The organism is Rhizobium esperanzae, assembly GCF_014197615.1.
GTDB classification, from domain to species: Bacteria; Pseudomonadota; Alphaproteobacteria; order Rhizobiales; family Rhizobiaceae; genus Rhizobium; species Rhizobium esperanzae_A.
Map to the genome: position 1 here is coordinate 1 of NZ_JACIFY010000023.1, position 13,411 is coordinate 13,411.

A 13,411-nucleotide genomic window follows, 5' to 3' on the forward strand; every position below is an offset into this window, starting at 1 on the left:
GAGCGCGAAGGGCTGATGGACCGGCTGACCGTGATCGAGGGCACGCTCGGCAAGGCCTTTGGCGTCATGGGCGGTTATATCGCCGCGTCGACGGCGCTTTGCGATTTCATCCGTTCGTTCGCTTCCGGCTTCATCTTCACCACGGCGCTGCCGCCGGCGCTTGCCGCCGGTGCGGTCGCCTCGATCCAGCACCTGAAGGTCAGCCAGTTCGAGCGCGCCCGCCATCAGGATCGCGTCCGCAAGCTGCGCTCGCTGCTCGACCAGAACGGCATTCCGCATATGCCCAATCCGAGCCATATCGTGCCGGTGCTGGTCGGCGATGCGGCCAAGTGCAAGTGGATCTCCGACCTCTTGCTCGACAATTGCGGCGTCTATGTCCAGCCGATCAACTATCCCACAGTGCCGAAGAAGACCGAGCGGCTGCGCATCACGCCGACGCCGCTGCATTCCGACGCCGATATCGCCCATCTGGTCGAGGCGCTGCATTCGCTCTGGTCGCGCTGTGCGCTCGCAAGGCATGTCGCCTGATCTTTCAATGATCGCCCGGGTTCAAACCGCGAATCGGGACCTCCGCCGGAGGTTCTGATTCGCGCTCGCTTTTGCGCACGCAAGTTCCCACCACAATCCCTGATCGCCCCCAAGCGTATTCGGCACCGCTGTGAGCAGCTGTGCCCGTTCTTTCCCTGCGCACCGTCCTCGTCGTGCCCGCACCTCCCTCCATCTTTCGAATTGCATGAGAAAACCTTTTCTCACTTGACAGTGAGGTTGGTAAAAGCTTTTCTCAAGCCACTTCAGAAGGAGGACGTTCTGAACATATCGGGAGGAAAAAGAGGCAGGATCACCATCCATGAGGTGGCGTCGGCTGCCGGGGTGAGCATTTCGACGGCGTCGAAGGCGCTCAACGACACCGGCCGGATGGGGGCGGAAACCCGCGAGCGGGTGAAGCGGATCGCCGGCGAAATCGGATATCGGCCGAATGCGCTGGCGAGAGGGCTTCTCAGCAAACGCAGCTTCACCATCGGGCTGCTGACCAACGACACGTACGGCCGTTTCACGCTGCCTGTGATGGCGGGTATTTCGGATGCGCTGGTCGATCACGGGGTTTCGGTTTTCCTGTGCGCCATCGAAGACGATCCGGCGCTCGCCCAGATCCATGTCGATGCGATGCTGGACAAGCAGGTCGACGGCATCATCGCCACGGGAAAGCGCCTGGACAGGCGCCTGCCGGTCGACCTGTCGAATTTGCATGTGCCTGTCGTCTACGCCTTCACCGAGGGGACGCAGAACAGCGTTACCTTCCGTTCGGACGACGAACAGGGTGCGCGACTGGCGGTGGAATGGCTCGTCAAGGCCGGGCGACGGCGCATCGCGCATATCACCGGGCCGGAGGAGTTCTTCTCGGTGCGCGAAAGGGCCGGCGCCTATCATGAGGTGGCAGGCCATCGCGAGCCGGTGCTTTACGGCGTCTGGTCGGAAAGCTGGGGCCATGAGGCGGTCGAACAGCTCTGGAAGAGGCCGGGAGAAAAGCCGGACGCGCTCTTCTGCGGCAACGACCAGATCGCCCGCGGCGCGGTGGACGGGCTGCGTGAGCGCGGCGTCAAGGTGCCGCGGGACGTTTCGGTGATCGGCTTCGACAATTGGGAGATTGTCGCGGCCCAGACACGGCCGCCGCTGACGACGGTGGATATGGAGTTGAAGGAGCTCGGGCGCCAAGCCGGATTGACGGTGCTGGCGCTTGCGGAAGGACGGCCCGTCGAGCCGGGTGTCCGGAAATTGCCGTGCCGGCTGATCGTCCGGCAATCATGCGGGGGCAATGCCCCCAAGGAATGAGAACCAGGAAATGAGCAAGGGCGCAGGGAGATGCGCCATATCGGGAGGAGTATCATGATCAAGCGTCTATTGGCGGCGACCAGCATCGCTACCCTATGTCTGTTTTCGGCCGCATCGGCGGCTGAAAATGTCGAAATGTGGGTTCGCTCCGGCATCGGCGACGCCTTCAAGAAGGTGGTCGAATCCTACAATTCGAGCCATGAGAACAAGGTCGTGATGACCGAAGTGCCGTTCTCCGAGCTGGTGCAGAAATATGCGACGGCGATTGCCGGCGGACAGGCGCCCGACGCGCTGTCGATGGACCTGATCTACAACCCCGCCTTTGCCGCGGCCGGCCAGCTGGAAGACCTGACGGACTGGGCAAAGTCGCTGCCCTATTTCAACTCGCTGTCGCCGTCGCATGTCCGCCTCGGCACCTATCAGGACAAGATCTATGGCCTGCCGCTTTCCGTCGAGACATCGGTCTTCGCCTGGAACAAGGATCTCTACAAGAAGGCCGGCCTCGACCCGGAAAAGGCGCCGGCCAACTGGGACGAAATCACCGCCAATGCCGAGAAGATCCGGGCTCTCGGTGACGATACCTACGGCTTCTATTTCTCCGGCGGCGGTTGCGGCGGCTGCATGATCTTCACCTTCACCCCGCTCACCTGGGGTGCGGGCGCCGATATCCTGTCGGCCGACAGCAAGAAAGCGACGCTCGATACGCCTCAGATGCGCAAGGCCGTCGATATCTACCGCAACATGGTCAAGAAGGACCTGGTGCCGGCGGGTGCGGCCAGCGACAACGGCGCCAACTTCCTGACGTTTACCAACGGCAAGATCGGCCAGCAGAGCCTCGGCGCCTTTGCGATCGGCACGCTGGTGACCCAGCATCCCGACATCAACTTCGGCGTCACCCTCATTCCGGGCGTCGACGGCAAGCCGTCGTCCTTTGCCGGCGGCGATAATTTCGTCATCACCAAGGGCACCAAGAAGATCGACGCGGTGAAGGAGTTCCTCGAATATATCTATTCGATGGACGGCCAGAAGATCATGGCGAAATACGGCAGCCTGCCGACCCGCGGCGATATCGCCGACAAGGTGCTGGAAGGTCTCGACCCCCGCATGCAGGTCGGCCTCAAGGCGATCAGCGTCGCCAAGACACCCTATACGCTGCAGTTCAACGACCTGATCAACAGCGCCAACGGCCCGTGGGCAACCTTTACCAACGCCGCGATCTTCGGCGACGATGTCGACGGTGCGTTCTCCAGCGCCCAGTCGGAAATGCAATCGATCATCGATAGCGGCCAATAACTCTCCCAGGGCCGCGGCCGGGGAGCGGTGGCAGCTTCCCGGCCAATTTCAATTGACAGATGCGGAGCGTTTGATGACCGGTTCCGGTTCAGAGACCCTATTGCCTCGGCGCAGGCGACGGCGCCAATCGAACTGGCGCGGCCTTGCCTATATCGCGCCTGCCATGGCGCTGGTCATCGTCTTCTTCGTCATGCCGGTGATCTTCACCGGATGGATGAGCCTGCACAACTGGCCGCTGATGGGCGCGTCGCGCTGGATCGGCCTCAACAATTATTACCGCATGGTCAACGACACCCGTTTCATGACGGCGCTGAATTTCACCGCCTATTATACCGTGATCGTCACCATCGCGATCTTCGCCGTCGCCTTTCCGCTGGCCATTTTCGTCGAGAAGGAACGGCAGTTCGTCAGCACCTACCGCACCATCATCTTCCTGCCGGTCGTGGTCGGACTGGCGACCGCCTCGCTGCTCTGGGTCTGGCTTGCCAATGTCGACAGCGGCTTCATCGGCCCGGCCCTGAAAGCGCTCGGTCTTGTGGAAAAGAGCCCCAACCTGCTGGCTACCTTCGACACCGCCTTCCTGACCGTCGTGGTGATGGTCGTCTGGAAGATCGCCGGCTTCACCATGATCATTCTTTTGACCGGGCTGCAGGCCATCCCCTCCGAGCTGACGGAGGCGGCGCGCATCGACGGCGCCGGCCGCTGGCAGCGTTTCCGGCATCTGACGCTGCCGCTGATGCGCAAGACGATTGCGCTGGCGCTGATCGTCTCGGTCACCGGCTCGATCCTCGCCTTCGACCAGTTCTACATCATGACGGCGGGCGGACCGCAGAACAAGATGATCTCGGTGGTCTACTACATCTTCAACCAGTCCTTCGTGTCGTTCAATCTCGGTTATGGCGCCGCACTCTCGATCGTGCTTCTCGCCATCCTGATGGCCATCAGCATCGTGCAGCTCTGGCTGCTGCGCGTCGGGGAGGAGCGTCCATGAGCACCTCAAGGCAACGCCGCGCCCGCAAGGCGCTCCGTGTGAAGTCGGCCTATCATCTCACCGGCATCGCCATCTCGATCTTCTTTCTCGCCCCCTTCGCGATCACGCTGCTCGCTTCCTTCCGGCCGGGTGCGGAGGCGAGCCTCCCACCTCTGCCGCCATGGCCGAGCTCGGGCGTCAGCTTCGATGCCTATGCGCTGCTCGATACGTTCGGCGCCGGCATCTGGCGGCATATGATCAATTCGCTGTTCGTTTCGGTCGCCACGGCGGTGCTGACCGTTGCCGTCAGCCTGCTCGCCGGCTACGGCTTCTCGCGCTATCGCTTCCCGATGAAGAATGCGCTCTTCGTGCTGATCATCGCCACGCTGATGATCCCGTTCCAGTCGATCCTGACGCCGCTCTTCATCATCCTGGCAAAACTCGGCCTCAACAATTCGCTGCTCGGGCTGACGCTCGTCTATGTGACGCTGCAGCTGCCCTTCTCGGTCTTCATGATGCGCAACGCCTTCGATGCGGTGCCGAAGGAAATCGAGGAAGCCGCGCGCATCGACGGCGCACGCGACCTCAAGCTGCTGGCGCGCGTGCTGCTGCCGCTGGTGCTTCCGGGCGTGGCGACGGTGGCGATCTTTGCCTTCCTCAATGCCTGGAACGAGTTTCTGGCCGCCCTCGTGCTGCTCTCCAGCAACGAGAAATACACTTTGCCGGTGCTGATGACGGCGGTTCGCGCCGGACGCCTCGGCGCCATCAACTGGGGAGCGGTGCAGGCCGGTGTCGTCGTCATGACGATCCCCTGCCTGATCGTCTTCCTGCTCCTGCAACGCTACTACATGCGCGGGCTGATGGCCGGCGCGGTGAAATGATCCCAAGAACAGGATGATTTCAGGCCGTCGGCCTAAAATCTGAATCCTGTTCTAAATTAAATAGTTAGAGCATGATGTCGTCCGAAAACCGCTCACACTTTTCGGCATCATGCTCAAGGTAGAGCCCATGACCAAATCAAGCAACGACCGCCAGTTTCGTCCCGTCGCCGTTCCCGATGTTGAGCTCGGCGGCTTCTGGGGCAAATGGCAGGACGCCGTCTGCAATTCCACCGCCGAAACCCTGCTCGATCGCTGCGTCGAGGCCGGCATGCTGAAGGCGATCGACGTCGACCAGCCAAGCCCCGGCGTCGTCATTCCGATTCAGCCCTGGGGCGGCACCACGCAGATGTTCTGGGATTCCGATCTCGGCAAGTCGATCGAGACCATCGCCTATTCGCTCTACCGCCGGCCGAATCCGAAGCTGGAGGCGCGCGCCGACGAAATCATCGACATGTATGAGAGACTGCAGGATAAGGACGGTTATCTCAATGCCTGGTTCCAGCGCGTCGAGCCGAGCCGCCGCTGGACCAACCTGCGCGACCATCACGAGCTCTATTGCGCCGGCCATCTGATGGAGGCTGCGGTCGCCTATTACCAGGCGACCGGCAAGCGCAAGCTGCTCGATATCATGTGCCGCTTTGCCGATTACATGATCAGGATCTTCGGCCATGGCGAAGGCCAGATATCGGGCTATTGCGGCCATGAGGAAATCGAGCTGGCGCTGGTCAAGCTCGCCCGCGTCACCGGCGAGAAGAAATATCTCGATCTTTCGAAATACTTCATCGACGAGCGCGGCACCGAGCCGCATTTCTTCACGGCGGAAGCCGCTCGCGATGGCCGGAGCGCTGCCGACTTCCATCAGAAGACCTATGAATACGGCCAGGCGCATCAGCCGGTGCGCGAGCAGACGAAGGTCGTCGGCCACGCCGTGCGCGCCATGTACCTCTATTCCGGCATGGCCGACATCGCCACCGAATATAAGGACGACAGCCTGACGGCGGCGCTGGAAACGCTCTGGGACGACTTGACCACCAAGCAGATGTACATCACCGGCGGCATCGGCCCGGCCGCTTCCAACGAAGGTTTCACCGACTATTACGACCTGCCCAACGATACGGCCTATGCCGAAACCTGCGCCTCCGTCGGCCTGGTCTTCTGGGCAAGCCGCATGCTCGGGCGCGGGCCGGACCGGCGCTACGCCGACATCATGGAGCAGGCGCTTTATAACGGCGCGCTGCCCGGCCTTTCCACCGACGGCAAGACCTTCTTCTACGACAATCCGCTGGAAAGTGCCGGCAAACATCACCGCTGGAAATGGCATCATTGCCCCTGCTGCCCGCCTAATATCGCCCGGCTGGTGACCTCGATCGGCTCCTATATGTATGCCGTTGCCGACGATGAAATCGCCGTGCATCTCTATGGCGAGAGCACCACCCGGCTGAAGCTTGCCAACGGCGCTGCGGTCGAACTCCAGCAGGCGACCAACTATCCGTGGGACGGTGCGGTCGCCTTCACCACCAGGCTGGAGAAGCCGGCAAAATTCGCGCTGTCGCTGCGCATTCCCGATTGGGCGGAGGGCGCCACCCTCAGCGTCAACGGCGAAAAGCTCGATCTCGGCACTGCGACCCGTGACGGATATGCCAGGATCGATCGGCAATGGGCCGACGGCGATCGTGTCGATCTTTTCCTGCCGCTTTCGCTTCGCCCGCAATATGCCAATCCGAAGGTGCGCCAGGATGCCGGCCGCGTCGCCTTGATGCGCGGTCCGCTGGTCTATTGCGTCGAAACGACGGACAATGGCCAGGATCTCAATGCCATCGTCCTGCCGCGCGAGCTGCCGGCGGCCGAAACCGTCGTGCTGAAGGACCTCAACGATGCCGTCGCCCTCGATCTCAAGGTCGAGCGCGAGGAGACGTCGAACTGGGGCGCGCCGCTTTATCGCAAGGCGCCGGCCGAAAGGCAGGTCGCCACGGCGCGTTTCGTGCCCTATCATCTCTGGGATAACCGCGCACCCGGAGAGATGCTCGTCTGGGTCCAGTCGGACAAGTAGGTCGTTTGGGGATGACGAACGGTATGGCTAACAAGAGCGTCGTGCTCCAGGACGTGCGAAAAAGCTATGGCAATCTGCAGGTGGTTCACGGCATCGACCTGACGATCGAGGAAGGCGAGTTCGTCGTCTTCGTCGGCCCGTCCGGCTGCGGAAAATCGACGCTGCTTCGCATGATCGCCGGCCTCGAAGACGTGACCGACGGCGAGGTCGAGATCAAGGGACGAATGGTCACCGATCTCGATCCGTCCGAGCGCGGCATCGCCATGGTTTTCCAGTCCTATGCGCTCTATCCGCATATGAGCGTGCGCGACAACCTGGCTTTCGGGCTGAAGATGGCGCGCACCCATGCCGCCGAGATCGAGACGCGGGTGAAGGCCGCGTCCGCCATCCTGAAGATCGATCATCTTCTCGACCGGCGGCCGGGCCAGCTTTCCGGCGGCCAGCGTCAGCGTGTGGCGATCGGCCGGGCGATCGTGCGCAAGCCCGATGTCTTCCTGTTCGACGAACCGCTGTCCAATCTCGATGCGGAACTGCGCGTTTCGATGCGCATCGAGATCGCCCGCCTGCATCGCGAGCTCGGCAATACGATGATCTATGTCACCCACGACCAGACCGAGGCGATGACGCTCGCCGACAAGATCGTCGTGCTGCGCGACGGCCGGGTCGAGCAGGCCGGAACGCCGCGGCAGATCTACGAGGATCCCGCCAATACTTTCGTGGCGGGTTTCATCGGCTCGCCGCGGATGAACCTGCTGAATGTCCGATGGAGCGAAGGAGGGCTGGTGGAAGTCGCCGGCCGGCGCATCGAAAGCGGCCTGCCGGCGGCAGACAGGCCGGTGGGGGCCGCGGTCACGCTCGGTCTGCGGCCGGAGCATCTGAAAGTGGCATCCGACCTATCAGGCAGGCTGACCGCCAGGGTCGATTTTTCGGAATATCTCGGCGGAACGCAATATCTCTATTGCCAGCTTGCCGATGGCCAGTCGCTCACCGTCGAGCATCGTTCGCCGGTCGGCATTGCGGCCGGCGAAGAGATCGGCCTGCTGTTTGAAGCGGCCGATTGCCGATTGTTCGACGAAGCCGGCAACCGGCTTAGGTGATTTCAGCCTTCAGCCGGCGATTGCCAGGTTCATGAGATCACCAGCTCTTTGCCGCGCCTGCCTGTCGGTGGCAAAGACGTCGTCCATGGTGGTGGCCGGCGGCAGGCCGGCCAGATCGTCCATGACCCGCTCGGTGATCTCGGCCATGGCGAGGAAGGGCAGACGCCCTTCGATGAAGGCTTCGAGCGCCACTTCCTTGGCGCCGTTCAGCACCGCGCCCTGAACGCCGCCGCGCGTCATTGCCAGCCGCGCCAGCCTGAGGGCCGGAAAGCGCGCCTCGTCCGGCGCCTCGAAATCCAGCCGGGCGAGCCTGGCGAAATCCAGCCGCTCGATCGGCAGGTTCGGCCGGCGCGGAAAGGACAGCGCATAACCGATCGCCGTGCGCATGTCGGGGGCGCCGAGCTGGGCCAGCACCGAGCCATCGGTATAACCGACCATCGAATGGATGATCGATTGCGGATGGATGATGACTTCGATCTGTTCTGGCGTCAGGCCGAACAGATGCCGGGCTTCGATCATCTCCAGCGCCTTGTTGAACATCGAGGCGCTGTCGATTGAGATCTTCAATCCCATTGACCAGTTCGGGTGCGCACGCGCGGTTTCCACCGTCACATCGGCCATCTCCTTGAGCGAGGCGGTGCGGAAGGGGCCGCCCGACGCCGTCAGGATGACGCGCTCGATGGCGTGGCGCTGGTTTTCCTCCAGCACCTGGAAAATCGCATTGTGCTCGCTGTCGACCGGAAGCAGCCTGCCGCCGCCTTGGTGGATCGCCTTGATGAAGAGATCGCCTGCCGAGACCAGGCATTCCTTGTTGGCAAGGGCGATATCGGCGCCGCGGCGTGCCGCGGCAAGCGTCGGCGCGAGACCGGCGGTGCCGACGATTGCCGCCATCACCCAGTCGGCCTCGCGGTCGGCGGCTTCCATCAGGCCGGATTTTCCCGAGGCAACCGCAATGCCGCTGCCGGAAAGCTCGCTCTTCAGCGATTCGTAATGCCGGTCGTTTGCCGTCACCGCCAGCCGCGCGCCGGATGATCTCGCCTGCCGGGCCAGCAATTCGACATTGCCGTTGCCGGTCAGCACGGAGATTTCGAAGTTCTCCCGTCCGCCCAGGTGATCGACGACATTGAGTGTATTCTGGCCGATCGAACCCGTCGAACCGAAGATGCTGAGGCGCCGCGGCGCGCTTTTGCCGGTCATCATGTGGAATTTCGCGAAAATTTCTCTCGTAGGCTCTGGCTCTACTAGGCTTTGGAGGGGGCGGCAAGTGTGCGGTGCAGCAGATTTCCGCCGTCGAGGGGTTTACATCGGGGCGGCTGGAGGCGATCCTTGCAGCATTGCTCGAGGAATCGAGATTCCCGCGGCCGGTCACACCGGCATGAGCAATTCGGGCGCTGCGGCGCCCGTCAGGAACAGGCCTTAGGCCAAACAATAAATCGAAGATGAAACCGGGATGAGCGGCTTGGCCGTGATCCCTATCGCGGGCTTGGCCGTGATCCCCATCGCGGCTTGGCCGTGATCCCATCGCGTTCGCTATGAGCGCTTACATGCGCTGTCGCTCCGGTTCTTATGTCATGACGATATTCAAAACTACATGCATGTTTTTCGCTATCCTGCCGCCGCTCGCTGCTGCTGCGAGGGCGGATGATCTGCTGATCTGGTCGCCGGCAAAGCTCTCCGACCGCTCCTACAAGGCGACGATGGGTTTTCGCCTGCCGGCGGAATGGGAAACGAGCGCCGGCGCCGATGTCGCGCTCGCCTCGACCAAGGGCGGCGCCTTGCTGCCCGATTCCGGCCAGGCCATGCTCTGGGGCCGCATCGTGAAGACGAGCGTCACACCGGCCGGCCAATCGCAGCGGGGCGCGAAAGTCAGTGTCGATACGCTGCGGGGCAGCGGCGCGCTGACCCTCAGCCGCTCGCGCAGCTGGATCTTGTCCGATTCGCTCGACATGCAATCGAGCCGGTCCATCAGTGTGCAGTTTGACGCGGTCGATACCAGGCAGACCTCGGTGACGGCATCGCAGGCGCTGAAGCTGATCTATCCCTGGACGGGAACGTCGCTTTCGGCCGGCACAGGCATCAGCAATGCTGGCGGCAATGCCGGCGGTGATTTCTCGACGACGGTGGCTGTCGGCCAGGCCATCCTGCCGAACCTCAACCTCGATGCCTCGGTCAGCAATCCGTTTTCACCAAGCGAAGCCGGCAGCGTCAATCTGCGCTATCGCCTGCAGTGGTAGCGGCGCTGAAACCAAATTCCACCGCCAGGCGTTCTTCCTGAGATTTATGACGAGGTTTCAAGGAGCAACGGATCATGGTTTTCAAAGAGCAGACATTTCACGGGCTCGAGCCTGAAATGGAGGTCGAAATCGCCAATCGCGCAAGGGTCGAGGCAGCCGTTGCCAATGCGCTGGCAATTGCCGGCGGCATCGATGCGTCCGATGTCGAGGTGACGATGGAGAAGGATCAGGTGGTGCTGAGCGGTACGGTCGGCACGGTCGGCGAGATCGAACGGGCAACCGCGGTCGCAAAAGCCGTCGAAGGCGTGCAGTCGGTGCACAATCGCATCCTGCTCGGCGGAGCCTTGGCTGAGGGCTCGCCGTGACGGTTATCGGAACATCCCGGCGCCGATAGACGGCGCCCGGTGGATCACCGGGGATCAACCGGCGAAGCGTTCGACCAGGAAGGACGAACCGGCCAGGCGATCCGTCTTCTGCATGGCGCCCGAGCCCTGCGGGTGATAGGCGATGGCAAGCAGCACGGCGCTGACGGCGACATAGGCGGCAGCCAAAAGAGTCATTTTGATACGCATGATGGTCACTCCCTGCGCCTATAACGCGGCCGATGAGGCGAAGTTCCGCATCCCCATATCAAATGAAAAACCCGGCTGACCGGCCGGGCTTTTCATGCATGGCGCCTATCGGCAGACCCGGGTTTCCCTGACGATCGTACGGCCATGACGGCGGATCTCTTCCGTCTTGGTGAAGCAGTCACGTGAGACGCGATGCGATCTCCACTGGTCGCGGTGATACGGACGGTGGCGATAATAGGGGCGTTCGGAATCGCCGTAATAGGGACGCGGATTATCCGTGGTGATGGTAACGCTCGCCGCTTGCGACGGCATTGCGGAAAAGACGGACGCCGCAGCGAGCGTACAGGCGAGGATGAACTGTTTCATGATAAGCCTCTCTTTCTCAGTTGCTCGCAGGAGCAACTCGTTGGTCGTCATGGGATCAACTCGCCGGAAGCGCTGTCGGTTCAATCACATAGAGTTACCGATTGTGTCGGGAAGAAACCTTTGCTGCCGTCAATCGTTAGCGCTCAGGGATCGCCGGAGGCACCGCTCATGGGATCGATTGCAAGGATCATCGCCATCGCAGCCGGGCTTGCCGGCGGCACGGTCTTTTCGCAGGCGCCGGAATTTGCCCAGCAATACCGCCAGCGCATCGGCGGCGCGGTCGACGAATTGCGCGTCATCGTCGAAGATTTCAGCCGCCAGGCGGCCGATCATCATCTCGATCGCCAGCAGGCGCTCAACGCCTATGCCCAATCCTCCGACGATTTCCTGCGCGACCGCGGCGTCTCGATGCAGAGCACGATCACGCGCTACGAAACGCTGCTGTCGCAGCAACTGAAACTCGGCACCGCCGCCCCCGTCGCCAAACCCTTCGTGCTGCTGGGAGAGCCGGACGACGTTGTTTTCGCCAATACCTGGCGGGATTTTGTGCCGGGTGTGCCGGTGAGCTTTGCGGGGCTGGTTTGGGGTGCGATTGGTTTTGTCGGCGGGTGGGTCATGACGGCGCTAACGGGGTTGGGTGCGCGGCGGATTGTGCGGAGACGGAAGGGCGTTGGTCAGGCGAGTTGATCGTGCGGCGAGCGCAGCCTGCTGGTCCGCATAGGTTGATTGCGTCCATCCGCCGATCATGGCTATCGAGCGCGCAGGAGAGATCGGCGGAAGGCTCTATAAGCCGGCTGCCTTTCGCAAGGCATCGTTCATCCTGGACTGCCAGCCTTTGCCGGTCGCTTTGTAGAACTGGATGATATCGGCATCGAGGCGGATATTCAGCGGTTGCTTCGGGTTATCAAGCTTGGGTCGCCCTCGGGCCGCGATGGTCTTCGCCATCTTTTCAGCAATGTCAGGGAACGCTTCCCTGAAGGGTTTGGCTCTTGCTATCTCTTCCTTGGACAGAAGGGGATTGTCGGAAACGGCATCCCAATCCTCCTTGGAGTAGCCGCGGCCGGGCTGGAACTCGGTCATTTTTTGGGCTTTGCTCGTCATCAGATCATGCTCCTTTCGTCCTTGCGGGCGGGGCGCATCGAAATGATCGACAGCGCCTCAGAGCCCAGATTTACGAAGATCACGACGATCGTTCCGTCAGCGAGGCGGCCTATGGCCTTGGATCGCCCGTCTTTGGCCGCAACGACAACGGATGACAGGAAGAACTCGAAAGTCACATCGGCGAAATCGAGGCCATGTTTCTCGATATTGGCAATCCGCTTCGGTTCGTCCCACACGATCTCCATAAAATGTATCTACAATAATTCAATGCCGAGGGCAATGTTTAATGTGGATACAAAAAAGATTTTGTCGATGTCAAACGGAGAACTGTAGTGGAGCCTGAATTGCTCCGGCCTCGCGGCCGCGGTGTAAGGACAGTCAAATTAACAGGGCAGTCTGTCGAACCCGAACGTCATCTGTTTTAAGATCATCAATTTTCATCACGAGAATCAGCTAGAGGTCGGGATGGCTTCGCATCACTTTGCGTCCCATGTCGGGGGGATTGACGGCAGCACGACCCAATCAACCAGGTCGGCTTAGAAAAGATGTGCCAATTCGATGAACGGAGAATACTGTAGCCGTTTGGAATTGCAGCGGTAGTCCTGGTGCATATAACCACTAAGGACAAACCCGTATCTTTGGTCATAGTGCAACGATTGTGTCGTCACGCTGGCGCGTTCGGTGAGTTGGTTTTTCGACTTAAACCTTATGCAAATGATCCGATCACCGCCGCTTAGCGTTAATGCGTTCGATATGGTTGCGTCGTTGATTTGACGCTCATTGTAGTATGTTTTTCGTGCATACTCGATGGCAGCTGATCTTTCGGCTGCTGTTGGCGCGGCCTGGTTCGAATACACCGGATCCCATCGCTCGGGAGGCCCGTAGCTGGTCAATAATATCGAGATTGCTAAAAGAGCTAGGCGAGCCATCTGCTCCTTTTTCGGTCGAAGAGCCTCCGTGGCGTATTGGCGATAGCGCCGATTCAGCCGCACCAGTCGTTCCTCCGTTTCGGGCTCT

General features: G+C 61.4%; 16 protein-coding genes. 10 read left to right on the forward strand and 6 right to left on the reverse strand.

Translation table 11 applies throughout. The annotated features are described in order from the left end of the window. The 7 genes from GGD57_RS25165 to GGD57_RS25195 form a co-directional block, all read left to right on the forward strand. A partial coding sequence (locus GGD57_RS25165; RefSeq protein WP_184472939.1) for an aminotransferase class I/II-fold pyridoxal phosphate-dependent enzyme occupies positions 1 to 528 on the forward strand: 528 nt, incomplete at its 5' end. A gap of 324 nt (positions 529 to 852) precedes the next feature. After that, entirely contained in the window at positions 853 to 1,830 is a 978-nt protein-coding gene (locus GGD57_RS25170; RefSeq protein ID WP_184473016.1) for a substrate-binding domain-containing protein, read from the forward strand. Positions 1,831 to 1,884: 54 nt separating this feature from the next. Further along, positions 1,885 to 3,123, forward strand: coding sequence for an ABC transporter substrate-binding protein (locus GGD57_RS25175; RefSeq protein WP_184472940.1), 1,239 nt, complete (start codon positions 1,885 to 1,887; stop codon positions 3,121 to 3,123). 73 nt (positions 3,124 to 3,196) lie between these two features. Beyond that, the gene (locus tag GGD57_RS25180; RefSeq protein ID WP_184472941.1) at positions 3,197 to 4,114 is read left to right on the forward strand and encodes a carbohydrate ABC transporter permease; all 918 of its coding nucleotides are present in this window, start codon (positions 3,197 to 3,199) and stop codon (positions 4,112 to 4,114) included. Further along, complete coding sequence (locus GGD57_RS25185) at positions 4,111 to 4,974, forward strand: carbohydrate ABC transporter permease (protein WP_184472942.1); 864 nt, start codon at positions 4,111 to 4,113, stop codon at positions 4,972 to 4,974. Before GGD57_RS25180 ends, GGD57_RS25185 begins: the two co-directional genes overlap by 4 nt. 127 nt (positions 4,975 to 5,101) lie before the next feature. Beyond that, positions 5,102 to 7,024, forward strand: a complete 1,923-nt coding sequence (locus GGD57_RS25190; RefSeq protein ID WP_184472943.1) for a glycoside hydrolase family 127 protein — start codon at positions 5,102 to 5,104, stop codon at positions 7,022 to 7,024. Positions 7,025 to 7,035: 11 nt separating this feature from the next. Beyond that, positions 7,036 to 8,121, forward strand: a complete 1,086-nt coding sequence (locus GGD57_RS25195; RefSeq protein ID WP_184472944.1) for an ABC transporter ATP-binding protein — start codon at positions 7,036 to 7,038, stop codon at positions 8,119 to 8,121. A 9-nt stretch (positions 8,122 to 8,130) separates the two neighbouring features. On the opposite strand, the gene dxr is transcribed toward GGD57_RS25195, so the two are convergent. Then, complete coding sequence (gene dxr / locus GGD57_RS25200; protein WP_184472945.1) at positions 8,131 to 9,321, reverse strand: 1-deoxy-D-xylulose-5-phosphate reductoisomerase; 1,191 nt, start codon at positions 9,319 to 9,321, stop codon at positions 8,131 to 8,133. A 371-nt stretch (positions 9,322 to 9,692) separates the two neighbouring features. Between dxr and GGD57_RS25205 the strand changes: the two genes are divergently transcribed. Further along, complete coding sequence (locus GGD57_RS25205) at positions 9,693 to 10,355, forward strand: hypothetical protein (protein ID WP_184472946.1); 663 nt, start codon at positions 9,693 to 9,695, stop codon at positions 10,353 to 10,355. A gap of 74 nt (positions 10,356 to 10,429) precedes the next feature. Further along, positions 10,430 to 10,720: a BON domain-containing protein gene (locus tag GGD57_RS25210; protein ID WP_184472947.1), complete on the forward strand. Its 291-nt coding sequence runs from the start codon at positions 10,430 to 10,432 to the stop codon at positions 10,718 to 10,720. A 54-nt stretch (positions 10,721 to 10,774) separates the two neighbouring features. On the opposite strand, the gene GGD57_RS25215 is transcribed toward GGD57_RS25210, so the two are convergent. Both GGD57_RS25215 and GGD57_RS25220 read right to left on the reverse strand, forming a co-directional pair. Beyond that, positions 10,775 to 10,927: a hypothetical protein gene (locus GGD57_RS25215; RefSeq protein ID WP_184472948.1), complete on the reverse strand. Its 153-nt coding sequence runs from the start codon at positions 10,925 to 10,927 to the stop codon at positions 10,775 to 10,777. A gap of 105 nt (positions 10,928 to 11,032) precedes the next feature. Beyond that, complete coding sequence (locus tag GGD57_RS25220; RefSeq protein WP_184472949.1) at positions 11,033 to 11,293, reverse strand: hypothetical protein; 261 nt, start codon at positions 11,291 to 11,293, stop codon at positions 11,033 to 11,035. A 168-nt stretch (positions 11,294 to 11,461) separates the two neighbouring features. Here GGD57_RS25220 and GGD57_RS25225 point away from each other — a divergent pair, with 168 nt between their 5' ends. Continuing rightward, positions 11,462 to 11,980, forward strand: a complete 519-nt coding sequence (locus GGD57_RS25225; protein ID WP_184472950.1) for a DUF2937 family protein — start codon at positions 11,462 to 11,464, stop codon at positions 11,978 to 11,980. Between the two features lie 96 nt (positions 11,981 to 12,076). Here GGD57_RS25225 and GGD57_RS25230 read toward each other — a convergent pair whose 3' ends face one another. The 3 genes from GGD57_RS25230 to GGD57_RS25240 form a co-directional block, all read right to left on the reverse strand. Beyond that, the gene (locus GGD57_RS25230) at positions 12,077 to 12,394 is read right to left on the reverse strand and encodes a BrnA antitoxin family protein (RefSeq protein WP_184472951.1); all 318 of its coding nucleotides are present in this window, start codon (positions 12,392 to 12,394) and stop codon (positions 12,077 to 12,079) included. Then, positions 12,394 to 12,639, reverse strand: a complete 246-nt coding sequence (locus GGD57_RS25235; protein WP_184472952.1) for a BrnT family toxin — start codon at positions 12,637 to 12,639, stop codon at positions 12,394 to 12,396. The genes GGD57_RS25230 and GGD57_RS25235 overlap by 1 nt, the downstream gene beginning before the upstream one ends. Before the next feature lie 291 nt (positions 12,640 to 12,930). Next, entirely contained in the window at positions 12,931 to 13,386 is a 456-nt protein-coding gene (locus GGD57_RS25240) for a hypothetical protein (protein WP_184472953.1), read from the reverse strand. Positions 13,387 to 13,411: the final 25 nt, after the last annotated feature.

Bases quoted from the DNA above. Each gene is read 5' to 3' on its own strand.
- GGD57_RS25175 (WP_184472940.1), top strand. From the start codon at position 1,885: ATGATCAAGCGTCTATTGGCGGCGACCAGCATCGCTACCCTATGTCTG.
- GGD57_RS25180 (WP_184472941.1), top strand. From the start codon at position 3,197: ATGACCGGTTCCGGTTCAGAGACCCTATTGCCTCGGCGCAGGCGACGG.
- GGD57_RS25185 (WP_184472942.1), top strand. From the start codon at position 4,111: ATGAGCACCTCAAGGCAACGCCGCGCCCGCAAGGCGCTCCGTGTGAAG.
- GGD57_RS25190 (WP_184472943.1), top strand. From the start codon at position 5,102: ATGACCAAATCAAGCAACGACCGCCAGTTTCGTCCCGTCGCCGTTCCC.
- GGD57_RS25195 (WP_184472944.1), top strand. From the start codon at position 7,036: ATGACGAACGGTATGGCTAACAAGAGCGTCGTGCTCCAGGACGTGCGA.
- dxr (WP_184472945.1), bottom strand. From the start codon at position 9,321: ATGATGACCGGCAAAAGCGCGCCGCGGCGCCTCAGCATCTTCGGTTCG.
- GGD57_RS25205 (WP_184472946.1), top strand. From the start codon at position 9,693: ATGACGATATTCAAAACTACATGCATGTTTTTCGCTATCCTGCCGCCG.
- GGD57_RS25210 (WP_184472947.1), top strand. From the start codon at position 10,430: ATGGTTTTCAAAGAGCAGACATTTCACGGGCTCGAGCCTGAAATGGAG.
- GGD57_RS25215 (WP_184472948.1), bottom strand. From the start codon at position 10,927: ATGCGTATCAAAATGACTCTTTTGGCTGCCGCCTATGTCGCCGTCAGC.
- GGD57_RS25220 (WP_184472949.1), bottom strand. From the start codon at position 11,293: ATGAAACAGTTCATCCTCGCCTGTACGCTCGCTGCGGCGTCCGTCTTT.
- GGD57_RS25225 (WP_184472950.1), top strand. From the start codon at position 11,462: ATGGGATCGATTGCAAGGATCATCGCCATCGCAGCCGGGCTTGCCGGC.
- GGD57_RS25230 (WP_184472951.1), bottom strand. From the start codon at position 12,394: ATGACGAGCAAAGCCCAAAAAATGACCGAGTTCCAGCCCGGCCGCGGC.
- GGD57_RS25235 (WP_184472952.1), bottom strand. From the start codon at position 12,639: ATGGAGATCGTGTGGGACGAACCGAAGCGGATTGCCAATATCGAGAAA.